Origin of the sequence: Acidithiobacillus sp. IBUN Pt1247-S3 (genome assembly GCF_041146875.1) — a bacterium.
GTDB lineage: Bacteria > Pseudomonadota > Gammaproteobacteria > Acidithiobacillales > Acidithiobacillaceae > Igneacidithiobacillus.
The window spans coordinates 139,349-159,047 of the sequence record NZ_JBFRXP010000005.1 but is presented as its reverse complement, the minus strand read 5'-3'; the positions used below and the strand labels follow the sequence as shown (position 1 = coordinate 159,047).

General features: G+C 59.1%; 16 protein-coding genes. 9 read left to right on the top strand and 7 right to left on the bottom strand.

The genetic code is table 11. The features are described from left to right. Positions 1-242 precede the first annotated feature (242 nt). Entirely contained in the window at positions 243-1,664 is a 1,422-nt protein-coding gene (locus AB4090_RS05520; protein ID WP_369572867.1) for a tyrosine-type recombinase/integrase, read from the top strand. On the opposite strand, the gene AB4090_RS05515 is transcribed toward AB4090_RS05520, so the two are convergent. The 5 genes from AB4090_RS05515 to AB4090_RS05495 form a co-directional block, all read right to left on the bottom strand. Further along, entirely contained in the window at positions 1,642-2,001 is a 360-nt protein-coding gene (locus AB4090_RS05515) for an HU family DNA-binding protein (protein WP_369572866.1), read from the bottom strand. The two genes, AB4090_RS05520 and AB4090_RS05515, sit on opposite strands and share 23 nt — an antisense overlap. Positions 2,002-2,049: 48 nt before the next feature. After that, entirely contained in the window at positions 2,050-4,239 is a 2,190-nt protein-coding gene (locus AB4090_RS05510; protein WP_369572865.1) for a DNA topoisomerase 3, read from the bottom strand. Between the two features lie 3 nt (positions 4,240-4,242). Then, positions 4,243-5,892: a hypothetical protein gene (locus AB4090_RS05505; protein ID WP_369572864.1), complete on the bottom strand. Its 1,650-nt coding sequence runs from the start codon at positions 5,890-5,892 to the stop codon at positions 4,243-4,245. Positions 5,893-5,901: 9 nt separating this feature from the next. Next, complete coding sequence (locus AB4090_RS05500; protein WP_369572863.1) at positions 5,902-6,456, bottom strand: hypothetical protein; 555 nt, start codon at positions 6,454-6,456, stop codon at positions 5,902-5,904. 172 nt (positions 6,457-6,628) lie between these two features. Further along, positions 6,629-6,856 (bottom strand): hypothetical protein, encoded by a 228-nt coding sequence (locus AB4090_RS05495; RefSeq protein WP_369572862.1) that lies wholly within the window; start codon positions 6,854-6,856, stop codon positions 6,629-6,631. Between the two features lie 208 nt (positions 6,857-7,064). On the opposite strand from AB4090_RS05495, the gene AB4090_RS05490 reads away from it, so the two are divergent. The 5 genes from AB4090_RS05490 (at position 7,065) to AB4090_RS05470 (ending at position 12,774) form a co-directional block, all read left to right on the top strand. After that, a complete protein-coding gene (locus AB4090_RS05490) occupies positions 7,065-7,586 on the top strand; it encodes a hypothetical protein (RefSeq protein ID WP_369572861.1) in 522 nt (173 codons plus the stop codon). Positions 7,587-7,589: 3 nt separating this feature from the next. Then, complete coding sequence (locus AB4090_RS05485) at positions 7,590-8,123, top strand: hypothetical protein (RefSeq protein WP_369572860.1); 534 nt, start codon at positions 7,590-7,592, stop codon at positions 8,121-8,123. Between the two features lie 12 nt (positions 8,124-8,135). Next, entirely contained in the window at positions 8,136-8,591 is a 456-nt protein-coding gene (locus AB4090_RS05480; protein WP_369572859.1) for a hypothetical protein, read from the top strand. Beyond that, complete coding sequence (locus AB4090_RS05475; protein WP_369572858.1) at positions 8,575-9,861, top strand: hypothetical protein; 1,287 nt, start codon at positions 8,575-8,577, stop codon at positions 9,859-9,861. The genes AB4090_RS05480 and AB4090_RS05475 overlap by 17 nt, the downstream gene beginning before the upstream one ends. A gap of 111 nt (positions 9,862-9,972) precedes the next feature. Then, complete coding sequence (locus AB4090_RS05470; protein ID WP_369572857.1) at positions 9,973-12,774, top strand: type IV secretion system DNA-binding domain-containing protein; 2,802 nt, start codon at positions 9,973-9,975, stop codon at positions 12,772-12,774. Here the strand turns inward: AB4090_RS05470 and AB4090_RS05465 are convergent. Together AB4090_RS05465 and AB4090_RS05460 are read right to left on the bottom strand one after the other, a co-directional pair. Continuing rightward, positions 12,771-15,965, bottom strand: a complete 3,195-nt coding sequence (locus tag AB4090_RS05465; protein ID WP_369572856.1) for an LPD1 domain-containing protein — start codon at positions 15,963-15,965, stop codon at positions 12,771-12,773. The genes AB4090_RS05470 and AB4090_RS05465 overlap by 4 nt on opposite strands. Beyond that, on the bottom strand, positions 15,949-16,245 hold the full coding sequence (locus tag AB4090_RS05460) for a hypothetical protein (protein ID WP_369572855.1): 297 nt from the start codon (positions 16,243-16,245) through the stop codon (positions 15,949-15,951). The genes AB4090_RS05465 and AB4090_RS05460 overlap by 17 nt, the downstream gene beginning before the upstream one ends. Before the next feature lie 236 nt (positions 16,246-16,481). Here AB4090_RS05460 and AB4090_RS05455 point away from each other — a divergent pair, with 236 nt between their 5' ends. From AB4090_RS05455 to AB4090_RS05445, 3 genes are read left to right on the top strand one after another with little or no spacing between them, the layout of a single operon-like run. Beyond that, positions 16,482-16,790 carry a hypothetical protein gene (locus AB4090_RS05455; RefSeq protein WP_369572854.1) on the top strand — a complete coding sequence of 103 codons (309 nt, stop codon included), beginning with the start codon at positions 16,482-16,484 and terminating at the stop codon, positions 16,788-16,790. Then, positions 16,790-18,703, top strand: coding sequence for an AAA family ATPase (locus AB4090_RS05450; protein WP_369572853.1), 1,914 nt, complete (start codon positions 16,790-16,792; stop codon positions 18,701-18,703). The genes AB4090_RS05455 and AB4090_RS05450 overlap by 1 nt, the downstream gene beginning before the upstream one ends. Continuing rightward, positions 18,703-19,692, top strand: a complete 990-nt coding sequence (locus AB4090_RS05445; protein ID WP_369572852.1) for an exonuclease SbcCD subunit D — start codon at positions 18,703-18,705, stop codon at positions 19,690-19,692. The genes AB4090_RS05450 and AB4090_RS05445 overlap by 1 nt, the downstream gene beginning before the upstream one ends. The last annotated feature ends 7 nt before the right edge of the window (positions 19,693-19,699 follow it).

Here is a 19,699-nt window from a genome sequence, read left to right as displayed (position 1 = left end):
GTCCAATCCATCATCGGGGCAATAGAGAGAGTTTTTTTCATACTTTCCCTTTATTTTCTCAGCAGATAACAAAACACCTGCTCATCCTCTGAGGCAACGCGGATAACGCCATGCTGTATTGCATCTTGACGCGATTGGCAACGTGGGATACCGTCACGTTGCCACGTTGCAGCGGTTTGGCAACGGCGCTGCAATTTTTGGCAACGTGACCTCGCGCTTCACAACACCCAGGGAGAGCTTTCATGGCGTCCATTATGCAACGGAAAAAAAAGGATGGAACCCCGTACTACACGGCCACGGTTCGTGCCCGCCACCAGGGCGAAGTGGTCCATTCCGAGTCACGCAGCTTTCCGCACCGATATGAAGCGGAAACCTGGGCTGCGCAACGCGAGCGGGAACTGGCGTATCTGCCTTCCAGCGCGCCCACCAACCAACCGGCGACCCACTCTCCGGTGCATGGCAGACAGAGAACGGCAACGTCCTTGCGGACGGCGACGTCTTCGCAGACGGCAACGCCCTCGCAAGTGGCGCCCAGATGGGGAATGGAACAGGCGGAGCATGCCACACGGGGAACCTCCAGCGCTGCCAGCACACGAAAAAAGCCCAGGGCATCGATGGGCTCGCCATCCGCACACATCCTGCATCACGTCCCCCTGCTGGAAGACCTCATTCACCGGTATATCGTGGAATACGATCAGACGGCTCCCCTGGGGCGCACCAAGCGATACGACCTCGTCAGCCTGTCACGCTCCAGGCTGGCGCAGATTCCTGCCGATCTGATTCGCACCGATCATGTCATCGCCCACGTTCGCGAACGCCGTGCCTTGTCGGTTTCCGGCGCTACGGTGAAAAATGACCTGATCTGGCTGAACGCCATCTTTCGCTATGCCCGCTTTGCCTGGAATGTTCCGGTAGACCCCCAGGTCATCCAGCAATCCATGGAAATCTGCCGGGTTGAACGCCTGACGCACCGGGCCAAAAAGCGGTATCGCCGGCCATCGCGGGAAGAAATGGAAATCCTTGGCTCCGATTTTCTGCAGCAGGCTGCCAGAAGAGGCGGTACCCCTCTGTATCTTCTGACGTGGTTTGCGATTTACTCCTGTCGCAGGCTGTCGGAAATCTGCCGTATGCGCCTGCCGGACTTTGATGAAGAGAATCTGGTATGGAAGGTGGACGACCTGAAACATCCGGAAGGGTCAGCCGGAAACGAAAAATGGGCCTGGATCACCCCGGAAGCCTTGCCGGTCATTCATGCGGCCATTCGGGACATTCCCAGGAAAGGACAGGAGGATCGCCTGTTCCCGGTAGACTCCAAAACCGTTTCGACCCTATGGACGAAGAAAATGCGAATGCTGGGGATAGAAGACCTGCACTTCCACGATCTGCGCCATGAAGGCTGTTCGCGCCTGGCCGATGCCGGATGGACCATTCCCGAGATCCAGAAAGTCAGCCTGCATGAGTCCTGGGCCAGCCTGCAGATCTATGTGAACACTTCCCAAACCTCGCCCAGAAACAGCAAGGCGCTGGGAAAGCCGAAACCTCTTGCCGATATTCCGCACTTCGACCCTGCGGCCTGGGAAGCCGCGATATCCACAAGGGCGGGCCGGGAAAGCACGCCGGCGGCAGAACGGATCCTCCGCTTCACGCGGAAGGAGAACCGCTAGCCGGGGTTTCTTCCGCTTCCGCATCCATCGGTGACAGCGGCTCGTCCGGCACAAACTTGATCCGCCAGGAGGACGGAATCAGCACCGTCTCTTCGCGATATCGGTTGTACCCCAGGCGAGGCTTCCAGAGTTTCCACCGGAAAACCCCCATCCCCGGAATCTGCACGGATTTTCTGCCAATCAGGGCCGTGATGACCGCAACCACCCCGGTGTGAAAACCGGATAAAACCGACTCCACATCCAGATGGTTTTTCTGGCAGTATTCACGGATGATGTCCTCCGCATGCACGAGCCGATGCACTTGCATCGATGCGCTTTTCCCCTTTTTTTTCTCCATCAACAAAACGATGCTCCTTTACTGTACGTTATAGGATATGCTATCACGTTATTTTTTATCAGACCAAAGTGCGCCCAGCTTTTCCGGGTTTTCCCGATCCGCCCACCAGTTTTTCCGGCATTTCTGGCAGGAGAAATAGGGATGATCGTTCTTCGTGAACTTCCGCAAGGTTGCCGCGGAGCACTTCGGACAGGCAGGTCCGTCCCCCGCGATACCAGGAGTGGCCGGTGAATCTCCGAACGGCTGTCCCGGATGCCCCTCCCGGTCGGAGAGCAGCCCGTGCTTTTCCTCTGGATTGTCACAACGCCAGTAGAATTTTCCCCGGTTCTTCTGCGACTCCAGGCGCCGCACCCGGAAGGAGTCCGCACAGAGGGGGCAGGGTTCGACACGCTGATCGGGAAACACGTCATCCCGCACCACCCCCAGTTGTTTTTTCACGAAAACCCGGATGCCTTTCTCGAAGTCTTCCAGACTGATTTTCCCCTGGGCAATCTGGTTCAGAATCTCTTCCCAACGGGCAGTGGTCACGGGGTCGGAAAGATCCGGGCTCATCCGGTCAATCAGGGATCGTCCCATGGGCGTCGAGATCAACTGTTTCCCCTTCCGCTGCAGGTATTGCTGTTCCAGCAGCTTTTCCACGATGGCCGCGCGCGTCGCCTCCGTGCCAATGCCCGCGTTCTCTTTCAACAGGGCGCGCATTCGCTCATCGGTCACAAACCGATGCACCTGGCTCATCGCCTCGATCAGCGTGCCATCGGTGAAGCGGGACGGCGGGCGGGTCTGCTGCGCCCGCAGTGCAAAGCGGGATACCGGCACCTGCATCCCCGCTTTCCAGTCCGGGAGTGATCCTGCGGTGTCCTCCTCGTCCTCTGCCGCATCGGAGCCCGCACCATGCAAGACTTTCCAGCCCTCTTCCCGCACCTTTCGTCCGGATGCCTTCCAGACCCCGTCCACCTCACGATGCCGCAGAACCGCGCTTTGCGCCTGATACTGGAAGGACGGAAGAAACAGTCCCAGATACGATTGCACCACCAGATCGTAAACCTTCCCCTCATCCGGGCTGAGAGATGCCTGTGCGCCCGTAGGCGCAATGGCATGGTGCGCCGTGACCTTTCCGGTATTCCAGGCGACATGCTTTTGCTGCGGGAGCAACCGGGATTGGGCGATATCCGGAATCCGTCCCTGCTTTTTCAGAGAATCGAGAACCCGTTGCGCATCCCCCAACTGCTCTTCCGGCAGATATCGGCAATCTGTGCGCGGGTAGCTCGTCATCTTTTTTTCATATAACGCCTGCGCGATGTCCAGCACCTGTTTTGCGGAAAACCCGAACCGTGCAGAGGCCGCTTTCTGCAGGGACGACAGGTTGTAGGGCAATGGCGCCGCCTGCGATTTTTCCTGGTTCTCGAATCGTTCCACCTGCAGATGCAGATCCCGCCCCGCCTGTTGCACCGTCTTTTCCGCCAGCGCAGGGTCCACCAGCCGTCCTTCCGCATCGAAAGACGGGGTTTCGCGCAAGGCATCCGGCGCCTGCCAGACTGCCTTCCAGGCGTCTTTCTCCCCCAGGCCCTCTACCGCGTAGAAATCCTGTGGGCGAAACTGTTCAATCTCCCGATCCCGGCGCACCACAAGGGATAGAGTGGGCGTCTGCACGCGGCCCACGGACAGCGTATGATAATTGCGCAGGCTCCATGCACGGGTCAGGTTCATGCCCACGAGCCAGTCTGCGCGGGAGCGCGCCTCCGCCGCCTGCGACAGGAGATGATATTCGCCATTGTCACGCAGATTCGCGAACGCCTTGCGCACGGATTCCCCATCCATGGATGCGAGCCAGACCCGCTCCACCTTCCCGGTATACCCAAAATGCTGCAGGATTTCATCGATGATGATCTGCCCTTCCCGGTCCGGGTCTCCCGCATGGACCACCAGCGTTGCCTGACGCAACAGCTTGCCGATTTTGGACAATTGCTCCTTGACCTTGCCAACCGGGTGCTTTTTCCAGTCCTGCGGGAAAATCGGCAGATCTTCCCAGCGCCAGCCTTTTTGCTCCTTGCCATTTTCGTCAACCCGTTTGGGCAGATACTCGTCCGGTTCCGCCTGCTCCAGAATATGGCCAACCGCATAGGTGATGGTGTACCCGCCGGATACCCAGCTTCCCTCCGGTCCCCGTCTGGGGTCTGCAGCCACTCCTTCGGCAATGGCTTTTGCCAAGGAAGGTTTTTCCGCGATGACCAGGCGCATCGTTTATACCGCCTCCTGTTCGCAGGTTTTTTCACTAACCCGATGCTGGTGCTCTTCTTCCAGGAAATCCGGCATTGGCGGGAAATCCGCCCGGAAGGATTTACGTAACCCTGTCTCTTCCCGCAGCAATTGTTCAGGCTGGATGATCTTGCCTGCGATGACCAGGGTTTCTTCCGCTACGGAGTGCATTGCCGCATCGATCTGCGAGACGGTTTTTGCCTGAAGCACGATGTCCGGTAACGCCTGCCGCGCGACTTCGCGCAACAGGCTCTCTGTAACGGCATTCTGCATGGGATTTTCCTGAAGCCCGGAAAACAGCACCTTTCCGGCACCCCATCTGGCTTGCTGGTGCATCTGCCGCGCCTGCGCATCCACCCAGGCACGCAGCCCGCCAGGACGCTCCCGCAGTCTGTCCAGCAAGTCGAGCTTCGCCCCGCCCCAGACCGGCGCCAGCCCCTGCAGAATCGCGGTGCGGGTCTTGATTGCCACACTTTTCCCCATGCCACTTTCTCCAGGAGACGGGTCTTCCTGCAAAAGGATCTCCCGCTGCTGACGGACACGCAGTTTCGCCAACCGCACGTTCTCCACGGTTTTCGGGTGCGCCCAGAAATCCTCCATGGCCTGGTTCATCGCAGGGTTTTCAGGGTCGCCGTCCGAACGGTACGGGCGAGTCGCCCGCAGCAGGTTATCCGACAGCTTCCGAATGCCTTCCCGCAGCAAATCTCCGCTTTCCCGCAGCACCGTTGACACCACTTGCGCGAATTCCGTCGGGTCTTTTGGCGAATTCCCCTCCGGGAACCAGGAGGCGACCGTGCCGACCTGTTGTTTCCAGATTTCCTGCTGATGCTGCAGGAATTTTTGCGGGTCCGGGAGTACCCATTGGCGAATCTTCGGTGATTCGTCCTCCAGCCTGTTGATATACTGGTGCAGAAGGGCAAACTGCGTGGCGACAGCGAAATGCAGCATTTCCCGTGCTTTCCGTCCTTCCGGGGCACGGTCCCAAAAAGCAAGCTCCACAGGAGCGTGCTCCTTATCCATCCACTGGTCCGCCAGCTTCCATGAAATCGCCAATTGCTGCGGACTGATCCCCGATAACCTGGACAGGAAGTATGGTTTGCCGGAAGAGTCGGAATTTTCCGGCAGCAGTGCCTGGAATGCCCGATCCAGGTGAGCGCAACGACGACCGGCGCCTTCCGGATCTTCCAGCAGATCCTTCGCCAGATACCGGAGATTTTCCACCGGAATCATGGCCTGTTCCGTGTTCGTCGAGAAACGGGAAAGCGCTGTGGAAGCCGCGCCGGTTTCCTGCCATTCCGGGTGGTCCTGCAAGGCGGGAAACAGTCCCGCCACAGCCTCGATGGAAAAACTTTGTGATATGCTCAATGTTTTCTGAACCAGCGACGCTTCCCGCACGATCAGGCTGGAAGCGTCGTTGACCGCACGCAACACTTCGTCAGACTGCGCAAGGAAGCCTGGCTTCTTCGCGATCGACGACAGCACGGGAATCAGGATGCGCACGCCGTTCCATGCGGTGCCGTGAACCGGTGCCCTGTTTTCCTGTGGAGCCTGCACTGCCGCGGGCAACGCTGCCGCCGGATCCTCCATGGAGGTGGATTCATCGGCAACGATGCGGGTTTTTGCGGTATACGCCATGATGCACTCCTAGTGTATGCGAAAATCGGAATCCGGCCCCAGAGATCCCGGCTCCGGAGAGTCCGGTTGGCGGTCTTCTTCCGGATACAGGAATTCTGACGGGGTATCGTCGAACAGATGACTGACGCGCAGCCCGCGGAACATCTCCGGCAGTTGCCCGGAATCCAGCAGGGCAAGCGGGTCGGCAGGATGCTCCCAGGCATCCAGGATATTTTCCTGGCGGTCCAGCAAAGGGAGGGATGCCTGCAGAATGGACAGCAACAGCATCTTTTTGTGCAGATCCATCGGCAGGATTTCGGCGCGCACTCCCAGGATGCCGTGGTCGTCCGGATGAATGCGGACACTTTCCCGGTACAGGTCTTCCCGACCCAGGGCGCGGGCCAGCTCGAACCCCTGCCGGAGGATGACCGGCAACAGCCCGTCCCGCAGCGCAACGAAATCCGCCGGAACCGGATCGCCGTCCGCCTTCCAGGGCGCAGCCCCCTCCTGCAGGCGAACGAGATACATCGCCTGCAAAAGGTTGGGGATATCATGCACCTGCAATGCTGCCTGTTCTGTCTCCATCCGGGTTCACCCTGCAATACGTCAATGGATATACGATAGCAGTTTTACCGCCGACACCAAAACGGACAGAACATCAGGCACGGCGGGGGACTTCCCCGGGATCTGGTTTGCGTGGGAAGTCCCGCCGTTCAGGGCGGCTTGAGCACCACGCCGGTCAGTCTTGTCGTGCGGATCATGATTGCAAATCCTTATTTGCAGTGATCTTCACATAATGCGTCCAAACATAATAGAGCGCGTCGTCGAGATTATCGCAGGTTGCCGCCGTGCGCGGTGAACCGGACATCAACTTTTCCTGAACGAGCCAGCCTGCCTCATTTTTAGTCACCCACACCTTTTCATTCGGTTCGTCGATCAGCTTCATGCTGATGACATCCACTGCTTCGCGTTTCTGCTTCTTCATCTCTCATCTCCAGAGAAGCGCGGCAGGCACCTTCGCCTGCCGCTTCTTGCCTTCTCAACAGCTAGCAGCAGATTGTCAAAAAAACGGAGAAAGGCAGTGGCAACGGGAACAGGAAAGACCTCCCGCAGGCTTTTCGCGGTTTCGTCTGTTGCCGTGCAATCTGTTATAGTATCTTTGTTTCCGTTCTTTGCAGAGAAGAGAGTGCCCTATGGAAATCCAGTCCGCCGTTTCCCCGCTGGGGAGTCCCTTATCGATCCCCGATCCCTTTCCCCGTGCGGAATCCCAGGCTCCGGGCGCGGAACGCTCGCAGGACCTGAACCTTTCCCCGACGCCAACCCTGCAGGAGGGAGAGATGGACCTGGAAGCCTTGCGCAAGAAGCGGGAGCAGGAGGAATCGCGCAAACGGCAGGAGCAGATGGTTGCCCTGTCGGCCCGCGAGGAGAAAGAGGAAGAGCGGACCCGGGAGAACCGTTTCCGCCTGCTTTCCGCGCAGGCGTTGCCGGAAGTGGCGCGGGTACTGCGGAATCGGGAGCAACAGGGCAACCCGATGGACAATATCGAGGAAAGCAAGCAGATGATGAGTTTCCTGCTGGACGGGGGGATCAGCGCCGGACTGGAGGGCGCCCTGACCTCTGGCGCGGAAGAGGAAGGACGGGAATCTCCCTCCTCTCCGGACTCCCAGCCGGAACCGGCGGCAGACCCGCTGCAACTGAACGTCCCTCGGAGGTAAGCCATGTTTTCCATCGAGCGGATACCGGAAACGCAATGGCCCATTTTCCACACCGCCGCACTGGTGGACGGACAGTCCTGGCTGCAATCCCTGCAGCGGGTGGAGGGTGTTGATGTCGTGCAGGAGGATGGGCGCGGACACTGGCGGTTGTCCCCCCGCATCGGCTCCCGGTATTTCGGGGTGATGGAAAGCACGGAGGGGGAAACGCTCTGGGCGGCGCAACATCCGGAATGGATACCGGAGGATGCGGAATCCGAGGAAACCCGTCTGGAACCCTGGGCTGCGTCCCTGCCGCTGTCCTGGTTTGCGCTGATTCCCTGGAAGGCGCAGTGGCTGGAGGCGCGGCGTCCCCTTTCTTTCCTTCGGCTCGCGCTGGAAGCCGTGCCGCTGTCAGACCATCGCTCTCCACGCTTCTCCCTGGAAATCCCGGTTGCCCGATCCGTTTTCGAGCATCTGCGGAATACCCCGTTGCAGGAAATCCGCAGTGCGGTAGGCAATCCCCTGCAGGTTCCCCTGCTGGGTTTTCATTTTCTCTGATCCGGAAAACCAATGTCTGGCACACGAAAAAAAACCCTGATTTCAGAAACGGTACGGCAGGCAAAAACCATCTTTCGCATCCTGTCCGGGTCCGCGGCATTCTCTTTCTTCTGGAAGGTAATCCGAAAGTCTTTTTCCGAAACCTGGAAACCGGCGGACGAGAAGGGATACTGGACTGCCGCGCTGCCGATGGAAACGCGCAAACGCATGGCTTCCCGTATCGTACTGGAAGGGTCGATCTATGCGGTCATTGGCGGCGTTCTGGGGTTGGACGCCATGGTGACGGCGGCGTTGCATCCCTCCACCCTGTTTTTCTGGATTCCCCTGGGGGTTCTCGCCTGGGTGATCGGTATTTCGGTTCTGCTGGTGGATCTCTGGAAACGGCACATTCTTCTGTCCGGGGACCGGGTGCCGTTCCGATCCTGGCTGCGCAAAGAGTTCGGGAGAAAAGATGCCGGCGGGAAGTAATGCGGGTGGCGCCGGCAGTCATGATTCCGAAAACAACGCCATCCTCATTGGCGTTGTGGTGGCCGCGCTGTTTTTTGGCATCCCGCTGTTCTATGCGTGGCACCGGGGCAGCATCAACCAGATCCTGTTCTGGGTGGCCCAGTTCGAGCTGCTGGCCGTAGCCGCGCCCTGGTGGAGCCATACCGGAGGTGAACTCTGGAATTTTCTGACGCACTCCCGCCCCCAGGCGGTTTCCTGGCAACAGATGGAAACGATCCTGACCATTGCCGGTGGATACTTCCGTTTCTTGCTGGTTCCTCTCCTGCTGTTGTCCGCGTGGCTGTTTTATCGCCGGGTTGGCTGGATCGAGAAGTACACCCGCATCTTCACCATGGAATCCCTGCTGGACCGCAACGCCAGAATCGTCCCCTCTCTACTTCCCGTCGCCCGAAGAAAGCGTCGCATTTCCGAAGAGCCTACCGGAAGTGGCCCCTGGCGGGTGGCGGAATCCCCCATGCTGTTTGCCCTGCGACACCAGATCATCGTGGACCGGGAGGAAAACCCGGTACCGGAATCCTGGTGTTACGGGCAGGATGGCATGCCGCGGGGCGTTCCGAAAATTCCGGATGGCGGCATGGTGTTCCTGGACCGGCGGGCCAAGGAGGTTCTGGTGTCCCGCATGGGACCACCGGCACCGACGAATCTGCGGGCTTTCCGGCAACTTCCCGCCTATTACCGCGGACTGGCTGGCGCGTTTTGCGCCTTTGGTCTGGGCAAGCGGGAAGAGGGACAGCAGATCCTGGACGCCATGAGCATCAGCTTCTCCGAGGAAGAAGCCCTGGAGGCGCAGGATGCGCATGGGGTTGCCGGGCATTTCCCGATCAACATCTCCACTGCGGATGCCTGGGTCATCCGTGCGCTGAAACCCCGTCCAGACGAGGAAAACAGCACGGAGGCCGATCTGTCCCGCCAGATTCGGCGGGCGATCGCAAAACACGAGTCCTTCCTGTACGTCTGGCTGGGTGCCCTGCTGGAAGTTGCCCGGTTCAACGGAGGGGTGCTTCCCGCATACGAATTTCTCTGGTTGCGTCCGACCAATCGGGAACTCTGGTATTTCCTGACTTCCCTGGGCGGCAACTCGGTGTTCACCGAGGGAGCGGCTGCCTGGGATCACTACCGTGCGGAAAATGTGGGGGGGAAAACCATTCTGTATACCGCTTTTGTGGACGAGTCCGTCAAGGCGCTGAAAGGCGCCATCATGGACGAAGGCTGGTTTGACGAAAATGAGTAAAAGATGACGCAAGTGCAAGTGCAAATGTATGCGGTGGATGTCATCGCACATGCTTTGGGGCCTCTGGATGAGGCAATAAGAATGGGCTGGATACCGGGGAAGCCATAACCGATGCCACAACCAGATTTCCGGGTACAGGGTGATGAGCAGTTCATCGAAGCGAAGAAGCTGCGTCGGCACATCACCCCCATGCACACCGAGGTTGCGAACCTGGTGCTGTCCCCACTGGGCGCCAGCGTTTCCGTCGCCATGCTGGGTGCGGTATCCGCCGTTTTCCCGATATTGTGCATGCCCTCCGCCCTGCTGAGCGTTGGGCTGATGGGAATCACCGCGCTGCGGCCTTCCGTGCGTCGGGCGACCTTGCCCCTGCGCCTGCCGGCGGAAGAGGCGGGGCGCACGGATTATAATGCGCCAACCGCGCAACATCGGGGGTTCCGGGAGGCGGATGGCAGCGTCATCCTGGGAAATGTCTGGGGGGCGAGAAAGGAAATCTGGGCATCCTTTGGTGATTTGCTGACGCATTGTCTGGTGTTGGGCGGAACGGGCGCGGGAAAGACGGAGCAGTTGTTGAGCATGGTCTACAACGCGCTGGCGATGGGGGGCGGTTCGGTGTATGTGGATCCCAAGGGCGGTCCGAAACTCTTGGCCCAGCACTGGACCATGCTGCGGCTTCTGGGGCGGGATGATGACCTGCGGGTGCTCAATTTTGCGCTGGGCACCAGTGATCTGAAAAAATCCCCGGTCATCCGTTCCAATACCATGCAGCCATTTGCTTTTGGCAAGGCATCGTCTCTCAAGGAGATTCCGCTGTCCCTCATGGCCAGTGGGGGCAGCGGCAACGGTGGAAGCATTTTCGAGAGCAACGCCAAAACGCTCATTACGGCGCTGGTCATGCTGTTGGTGGATCTTCGCAACATGGGAGAAATTTCATTTTCCATCAACGACATGCGTAAATATATCCAGCCTGACGCCTTCATTGAACTGGCGAAACGCAAGGACACCAGCAAGGAAACGCAGGAAGCCGCCATCAACTTTCTGTTGTCCATGGGCTGGAAGCCCAACGAAAAAGATCCGTCCAAATGGGGGGATTTCAGCCGGCAGTATTCCTATGCGCAGAATTACTTCCTGGATCTGCTGTCCACGCTGTCCGACACCTATCGTCACGTATTCAACGTCCCGGTCGGGGACATCCACATGCCGGATGTGATTTTCCAGCGGCGATGTCTTGTCGCCATCGTCCCAGCGCTGGAAAAGTCCAAGGCGGAACTCAACAGCCTGGGCAGGATCACCCTGATGCTGTTGCGGTTGGGTGTGGCTGCCGGCCTTGGCGAAGGCGATGTCATGGGCAGATGGCGCAAGCTGGTGGACCTTTCCCTTTCAGCCGCACGGGTTCCGGCATTCCTCTTCATCGATGAATATGCCGCCATCAACGTGGAGGGATTTGCCGAAGTGTTCACCCAGGGCCGCGGGCTGGGTGTCTCCGCGACAGTCGGGTCACAAGACTGGGCGGGCATCAAGAAGGCCAATGAGGCGGAAGCGCAACAGATCGTCGCAAACACAAAGTTCAAGTTCATCATGACGACGGATGACCCCAACGACACCCGGCAACTGGTCGAAAGCCTGTCTGGAGACGCGCTGGAAATGCAGTCGCAAGCGTATTCGCAACAGTTGCTGAACTATTACGATACGCAATCGGCCACCGCCCAACGGACCAAGCGTACCGACCAGAAAGATTTCGCTGCCCAGGTGGAAGGCGAGTGGCACCTGTTCTACAAAGAGAAAATTATCCGCGGGTTCAGCTTTTTCGCCGGCGGCGTTCCAAAGAACAAGGAATCCGCCAGTTTCGTGCATCATTTTCTCATGGCAAAACTGCCTGGCAAAAACGCCATCTCCCTGCGTTTCGGCGATCTGAAAAAGACCATGGACGAGTGGAAGCGGAAAATCCGGGAAGCCGGCAGCACCGCTTTCGAGATTCCGGAAAACCCGGCGGAACACCAGAAGGATTTTGCGGGCTTTCTGCCCATGGCCGCGCTCTTTTACTGGGTGCTGCGGAATCCGGACGCCGGCAGAGCCTGGGCCGAAAGGCAGCGGCGCGATCTGGCCTGCGCCGCCGTTTATGCCTGGATGCAGCAGGACGCCTTTGCCCTTTCCCGGCAGATGCTGGAAGAGAAAAAGGCGCAGATGGGCAAGGAGACCGCTGCGACACGGAAAAGTGACGCGACGCCTTCCGTTGAGGCATCCGCAAAGACAGTCACAGAGTCAGACAAAGCCGTTCCGGAAGGGGTCGAGCCGGAGTCCATCAACGAACCGTCCGCAGGGGTTGCCGAGAACGGGAGCACGCCACCACAGGAAGCCGCTCCCACACCCACGGCACAGGACAGAGCGGAGCCGGATGCGGAAGACGTGGACTGGGAGGATGACCCTCTGGCAGCGATGGAACGGCAATCCGGGCTGGTGACGACAGCGGAGGTTTCCGCGGAAACGGAAACCAGGGAGACGCAGGAGGAGGCGTCTCCCTCCGATGCGGGAGGCGAGGAGACGGTTCCTGTAGAGGGCGCAGATGCAAAAACCCGTCCAGAACCTGCTGTCAGCACGCCTTCGGAGCCTTCGGAGAAACATCCCGATCTCCCGGAAGAAGCCCCGAAAGAAGACGGGATTTCCGCCCTCTCCAGGGCGCTTTTCTCCACGGTGGAAGAGCAGGTGGAAAGTGGGGCGGAAACCTGGCAAAACGCCGCACGTATCCTGGGCGCCACGGAAGAGGATGCGCAGGCCCTGCCGAAACGCATGGTCGATGAAGTCAGGAAGTCCATGCAGCGCCCGCCGTACCCGGTTCCCCCCAAGCCCGAAAAGAAATCCGCCAGTGAACTGCGGCCACTGGCGGAGCGTTGGGTGCAGCGGATCAAGGGAACCTAAGACAGTAAGGCATCCTCCGCTGCCGCTTTTGCTGCGACGGGTTCCTCCTCTTCCGCGAAAGCTACCGGCATCTCCTGAACCGCGCGGGACAGATGTTCCCGCAGTTCCGGCATCACCTTTTCTTCCCAGACATCACGGAAGTTCTGCCTCTCAGCCCCCTGCGGGTCGGAATCAGCGCGGTATTTCTGCGTATCGGCATACAGTCCGGGAGCGTTTTTCGTCAGCCAGGTATTGGTGATCCCCGCCTCCTGCAGCCGGTCATACCCAAACGCCGCAACTGCACGCGCAATCAGCTCCTGTGGGCGCTTCCAGTATTCTCCCAAAACGCTGGCGTTCTGATAAAAAAGAGTGCCTTGCCGATCCCTCGCCTGAAAATGATGAGGCCGTATCGCAAGAGACAGATCGTCTTTATTGTTGAAGATTTCTTTTGTATACGATTTCCAGATGTTTCTCTGGATGGCTTTTGCCCAGGCGGCGGCAGCCCGTGTAGTCATCGATACGGACTCGCCTGACAGGTCGACAGAAGACAGGTTTCCGCGTTCCGGGGCTTCCACACCACCGGAAAGCGCCGTTTCGCACCAGCGCAAATCTTCTCCGTCTTTGGAAGGGTGGACTTTGTAGTTTGTCTTCAGATACTGAAATGGTTTGACGAAATTCCGGGAAGCCGTTTCCAGAACCTTGCTGGCGTCTTCCCGTGTCTGAACCTTTTCGATTTCCTGGTCCACTTCCGCCATTTTCTCCGATACCCATCTCGCGGCTTGCTCCATGAACACGCGACGCTCGCGCTGTGCCTGTTCTTCCCTCTTTTCACGCGGCAGGTCGCGATTCATGGTGAAAATCTGATTCTGGATCTGGTATTCCCACTCCGAAGCGGTGTCTTTCCCCAGCAATCCTTTCCAGATTTTTTCCCGCAACGCTTCCCATCCCGTCCGCAGGTCGAACATCACACCTTCCCGGCTTTCCCGCAGGGAAGCACTGGCGGCGTTTCCTTCCAGGGTTTTTGTGTACCGGCTCAACAGCGAACCGGCGATTTCGCTGGACAACAACAGGCTGCCAGGGGTGTCTTCCGCTGCGAGAAAGGCGTCCGCCGCGTGGGTCCATTCATGCAGGAAAGCTCCGGCGCCCTTGGTTTTCGTCATGTTGATGACATATTGGGCAGACTCGAAATGTGCGGCTGCACGGCCTTTTCCTCTGGCTCCCAACGCCAGCGCCAGGGGCTGGCGCGCCACATCCGCCAGAGGATCGTGGATCCTTCTGGGCAGAGACACCATCCTGGCGTCCGGCAAATCCCAGAGCGTCTGGAGATCCGCGCAAGCGTCGAAGGCGGCATTCAGGTGTACCTGGCGGTCTTTCTGGGTCATCCAGTTGCCATACTGCACCGCACGGAATCCGAAAGTATCACACAGTTCCGCTTCGCTGACGTCGCGGTCTCCGCGATCCGTCGGGGATGACGCGCTGCGGTAGGATTGGATATCGGATTCTTTGGGCAGATCCCGTAATCCAGGTTTCCAGCGCAGAAAATCCGGTTCTCTCGATACCCCTTCTTCCTCTCCGGGAGCCTCTGCCTCACCGGTTTCCGGCAAGACTTCCGGGATGCTGGTTTCCTGCACCGGAGATTCCGCCGCCCGCGCAAGGGCGACTTCTCCAGCGATATCGCAGCAATCCAGCATCATCTGGTATTGCAGCACCCGGATGCTCCGGCTTTTCTCCCGCCAGTCGTACTTTTCCGCCGCATCGGCAGAGACCTTGTACGGGAAAAGCGTCCAGGAATCCCAGGGTGCTCTCCAGCAATGCCAGGGATTTTTCACCCCTTCCGCAAGGTTGTCGATGATGTCCTCCGCTCTCCTTTTTGCCTCGGCCAGGAGTTCTTCGGTTTCCGGTCGCTTGACACGTATTTCCAGCGCCGCTTTCTCCATCTCGAAAAACTCCGGGAAATGCTGTTCCATACGGGTTTTGGCTGTCTTCAGATAGGTTTCCCTTGCATTCTCGTCAGGCAAGCGGCGCCAGGCCGTATTCCCCAACAGTGCGCGAAATTTGCCATCCATGCTGTGTTTCGACAGGTTTGCGTCAAACAGGGAGATGATTCCGGTATCCGGGTTGCGCAACCAATCCCGATCCTCCTCGTACAAAGGATGATATACGTCGTCATACCAGGAGGTTCTGGGAATGAGCCGTCTGGACACACTCGTTCCGGAAACCCCTTCCAGCGCGGAAAACAGGGCATCACCATCGGGATTTTCCGGCAACGCATCCACCCGCTTCCGGATTTCCTTCAGGATGTGCGCGTACCGGTCGATCCGGGTTGCCAATACCACTCCGGCGGGGCGATCGCTTTTCCGTCCATCCCAGGGGAGGGTTTTCACCGATGCCGGAAGGGTTTCCAGTAGCGTGGCGCGGAGCATCTGCCGGACGGTGGCCGGATACTCTGGCTGCGTCTTTTTCTCTTCCACCCAGTCCGCCAGAAACAGATCGCGGCGGGTTTCCTTTGCCAGGGCCTCCAGGGTTTCCCTGGAAAACTGAAACCGTCCATCATCCCCCATGGTATCCAGTATTGCGTTATAGTTTTCCTCCCATTTTTCATAGGCGGACTTCCGTGATCCCGGAACATATTCCCCGTAATCCTCCCGTTTTTCCGCGGACTGCCGCTCTTCCTGCTGCTGCTCCAGATCTTCCTGCAGCGCGCGCGGACTCATGGACAGGGCAAACAGGGGGAGGACCATACGTTCCTCGATCTCCCGCCCTTCACGCAGCATCGCCCGCGCATCCGAAGACTCGCCCGCCGCCTGATCTTCATTGGCATACACCTCTGCCGGATGATCGACAGGGCTGAACCCCCACGGAGAACGCAGGGGGAGCGAAAACAACGCCGCGGTATCCGGCACGAAGGGCAGGAAACTGGCGCTATTCCGATCCCGGAACAGGGCGTTGGGGAACGCCTCCAGCCATTCCCTCCGGCCCGGCAGGGATTCTGTCGCGAGATCCCTTTCCAGTATCCATCCTGGGATGCCACCCGATTGCGTGAATGATTCATCCTTGCGAAACTTCCGGGCAAACGGCTGGGATTCCCATTCCGGGTCGACCCCGACCTGCGGAAAGATGGGCAACAGCAGATAGCGCCGCTTCCCCTCCTCGTCCGGGCCAAAACGCCAGAAGGAAAGATTGTGTGCGGAGAGATCAACCCACTGTGCCATTGGCCACCTCCTGCAAGACGCGCTCCTGATCATCGAGCCGGAAGATCAGGCGATCCTGCCAGACCAGGCGGGCTACCCGGCCATCGAGATGAAATCCGGCATCCAGTTCTTTCGGGTCGTCCGCCTGCAGGTGAAACACCAGCCCTCTCCGGGCCTGCGGGTCGAATACCGCCAGCCAGTCGGGATGGTCCTCGCGGAACCCCCATTCCAGAGGGATGCCCAGCTTCGGGGAAAAGGATGCCGGCGCGTGAAACTGACGGAAGCGGTCTTCGATGCTCATGATGAAACTCCATGGAACGAACGCAATAACAAATATGATAGCAAGTATAGCATTGCTTCCATGCTCACCAAAACACCCTCTTGGGCACTCGGGCGTGCCTGAATGGAACCGCGCAAAATTCCACTGTATTTTGCAGATTGACACCCCACTGGAACGACATTCGGTTCCACGACAGTTGACATGCTTGCATAATAACGCTATATTATATTGTATCTTGATAGGAAAGAGGGTATCCCATGTCCACTCCGAAAATCTCCGAACTGCTGGAACAACACAAGTCGCTGGAACAACGTGCGGAAACTCTGCGCGTGCAGATAGCGAAGCTGGAAGCGCGGCGGGATGGAGAAAAGCGGCAGTACGAGGAACTGATGTCGCAACTGGAAGCGGAGTTCGGCACGCGCGACCTGGGGGAGATCAAGGAAAAGATCGATGCCGTCAAACAGTCCGTCGCGGCGGACCTCGCGCGGTTTGCACAGGAGTTGTCTGAAAAGGAGGCGCAGGTGCGGGCCACGCAACAGGCGCTGGACGAACTGGACGCCGCGTGATGATCGGCGTCGGACAGGTTTTGCAGCAGGCGCTGCGTCTGCATGGCCGTCGTGATGCGCTGTTGCAGGAAGATCGGCGTATCCGGCAGGAAGCCGGCATCTGCCGCGCCAGACAGGACAGAAAGGAATCGGTGGAAGCCGTGCTGGACGCGCTGGAGCAACGGTTCCACGAGAAAAGCATGGGGTTGCTGGAAACCCTGTTGACCGCCTTTCTGAACGACGTGCTGCCGCGCGATGCCGCGGATGACCAGAAAGTCACGATGGAACTGGAGCATCTGCGCGGACTCCCCGCCTTGCAGGTACAGGTGTGTCAGGGTGGCTTGCCGGAAGACGCGCTGCGCGGTCGTGGCGGGTCGGTGGCCAATGTTCTTTCCGCGGGTCTGCGCTTTATCGCCGTGGCCCGGTCTTCCGGGATGCGCGGATCGCTGTTGGGCATGCGCCCGTTTCTGGTGCTGGATGAAGCCGATTGCTGGCTGTCCCCCTCGCGGGTCGGAGACTTTGCGCGGGTCATCCAGCAGCTGTCCCGTGACCTGGGCCTCCAGGTGCTGATCATCAGCCATCACGACAGCCACCTGTTTTCGGGGTTTCCGATCTTCCTGTCCAGGGAAACGGGAACGGATGGGTATCCGTCCGCGCAGGTACAACATCCACCCCTCATGGCAAAGAAAAACGTCGAGACGCCGAAAGGCGAATGGGCGCCCGTGCGGGAAATCTCCCTGCGGAACTTCCTGTCCCACGAGGATACCGTCATTCCCCTGACCCCTGGGGTCACGGTGTTGACCGGGGAGAACGACGTGGGCAAGAGCGCCGTCACCCAGGCCATCCGGGCGGTGGCCTACAACGATGCCGGCGATGGCATGATTCGCCATGGCGCGGAGAAAGCCACGATCACGATCCGCTTTGCCGACGATACCGCCATTCAGTGGGAGCGGGTGCGCAAGGGTAGCCCCAAGGTCATCTATCGCAAGCTGAAAGGCGATCAGGTGGAACAGGAAACCCCATCCGCGCGGGAAGTGCCGGAATGGGTCACACAGATGCTGGGCATCCGCTTGCAGGACGATCTGGACGTACAGGTGAGCGACCAGAAATCTCCGGTGTTCCTCTTGCAGGAATCTCCGGCCAAACGGGCGCAGATTCTGGATATCGGACGCGAGTCGCAATACTTGCGCAAAATGCGGGAAAGCTGGAAACGCCAGGTGGATGAGGACCGGCGTACCATTCGTGCCGGAGAAAAGCGTCTGCAGGCGGTGGAAACGGCGTTGTCCCATCTGCAGGATCTCCCCGAACTCGTGGAACAGTTGACCGTACTGGAACGGCAGTCGCAGTCTTTGCAGAAGCAGCAGGAAGACCTGCTGCGGCGGGAGCGGCAATGGTTGCCCTGTGATCAGGCGCAGAAGCGGTTACAGGCTTTCTCCCTGCCAGACAGCCGGGTTGTCCTGCCCGCCGGGAAAGAGGAACTGCATCGTCTGCAGGCTTTCCTTCCACAACAGACGCAGGCGGCGCGGCTGCACAAGCGTCTGCGGGTAGGGATTCCCGATGCCAGCCTTTCCCGTCTGCCGGATGCCCAGACCATGGAAAACCTGCGCCGGTTGCCGGAATCCATTCGGATGGCCAAACAGATCCTCCAGTTGCAGGAGAAGCGCCGCCGGCTGAAGATTCCCCAGAGCCTGCGGACGGAATGTCTGAAAGAAGCACAAGGGAAGCTGCAGGAATTGTCCGGCATGTCCGGGCTGGGTCAGCAGGCTGCGGGGTTCCTGCAACGATTGCGGGAAACACGCGGAGCAGAACAGGAAGCCCGGCAGAAACTGTCCAGGATACAGCAGCAAAAGAAGTCTCTCCTGGGGAATCAGGAGAACTGCCCGGTTTGTGGCGGCTCCCTGCCGCCTGTCCATGACCATCCGGAGGTGGCCTGATGTTGTCGAATCCACAAGGTTTGCTGTTCATCGGTGATCCGCATCTGTCTTCCGTTCGCCCCGGGCGACGGCTGGACAATGATTTCGCCGGCACGGTGCTGGATGCGCTGGATCAGTCCCTGACCCTCGCGCGGGAGCACCAGTGGCAACCGATCATTCTGGGCGACCTGTTTGACCGGGCTCCAGACAATGGCCTGTCGATGTTGAGCCGGTTATTCTGGCTCCTGCGGCGTCACCTGCAAAAGGATGGCCTGCTGCCCTGGTGCCTGGTGGGCAATCATGACCTGCGTGACGGACTTCTGGGTGATGACACGGCACTGGGTTGCGTGCGGGCCTCCGGTCTGCTGCGGGTGCTGGAAACGCGGGAAGCCCCGGAACCGGTGCATCTTCCCGGTCTTGCGTGGGTGTTGCCGTTGTCCTACGCCTCCTCCATCGATACCCTGGCGCCGATGGCAACGCTTTGCAAACAGCAGGAAAACCTGCCGGTCATCGCGTTGACCCACCAGGATCTGGCGTTTCCTGGCATGTACCCGCAAGCGCAACCTCTGATTTCGATTCCCGGCGTGGACCTGGTGGTCAACGGACACATGCACAAGCCGCAACCCTGGGTGCGCAAGGAAAATACCCTGTGGTGCAATCCCGGCAACATCACGCGGATGAGCATCGATTGCGAGGAGCAGGAACCCGCTGTCTGGTCCTGGCCCGCAAAGAAAGAAGGTCTGGAGCGGCACGTCTTGCGTCACGAGAAAAAAATCTTCGACCGTACAGGAATGCGCACTCAGCCCGATGAGGGAGCGTTGCGGGAGGCTCTGGCAACACCAGCGGGAATCCCGGAAAGCCAGTTTTCCGACCTGTTGAAGCAGCAGGACTTCGGCGCCATGACCGAAGATGCGGCTATTCTGCAAGAAGAACTGGAAGCGGTCCTGCAGGAAAGAAAGGTGGACCCGGTCGTGTCAGAGATCCTTCGCCAGATGGCGCTTGGTCTCTGACGGTCAG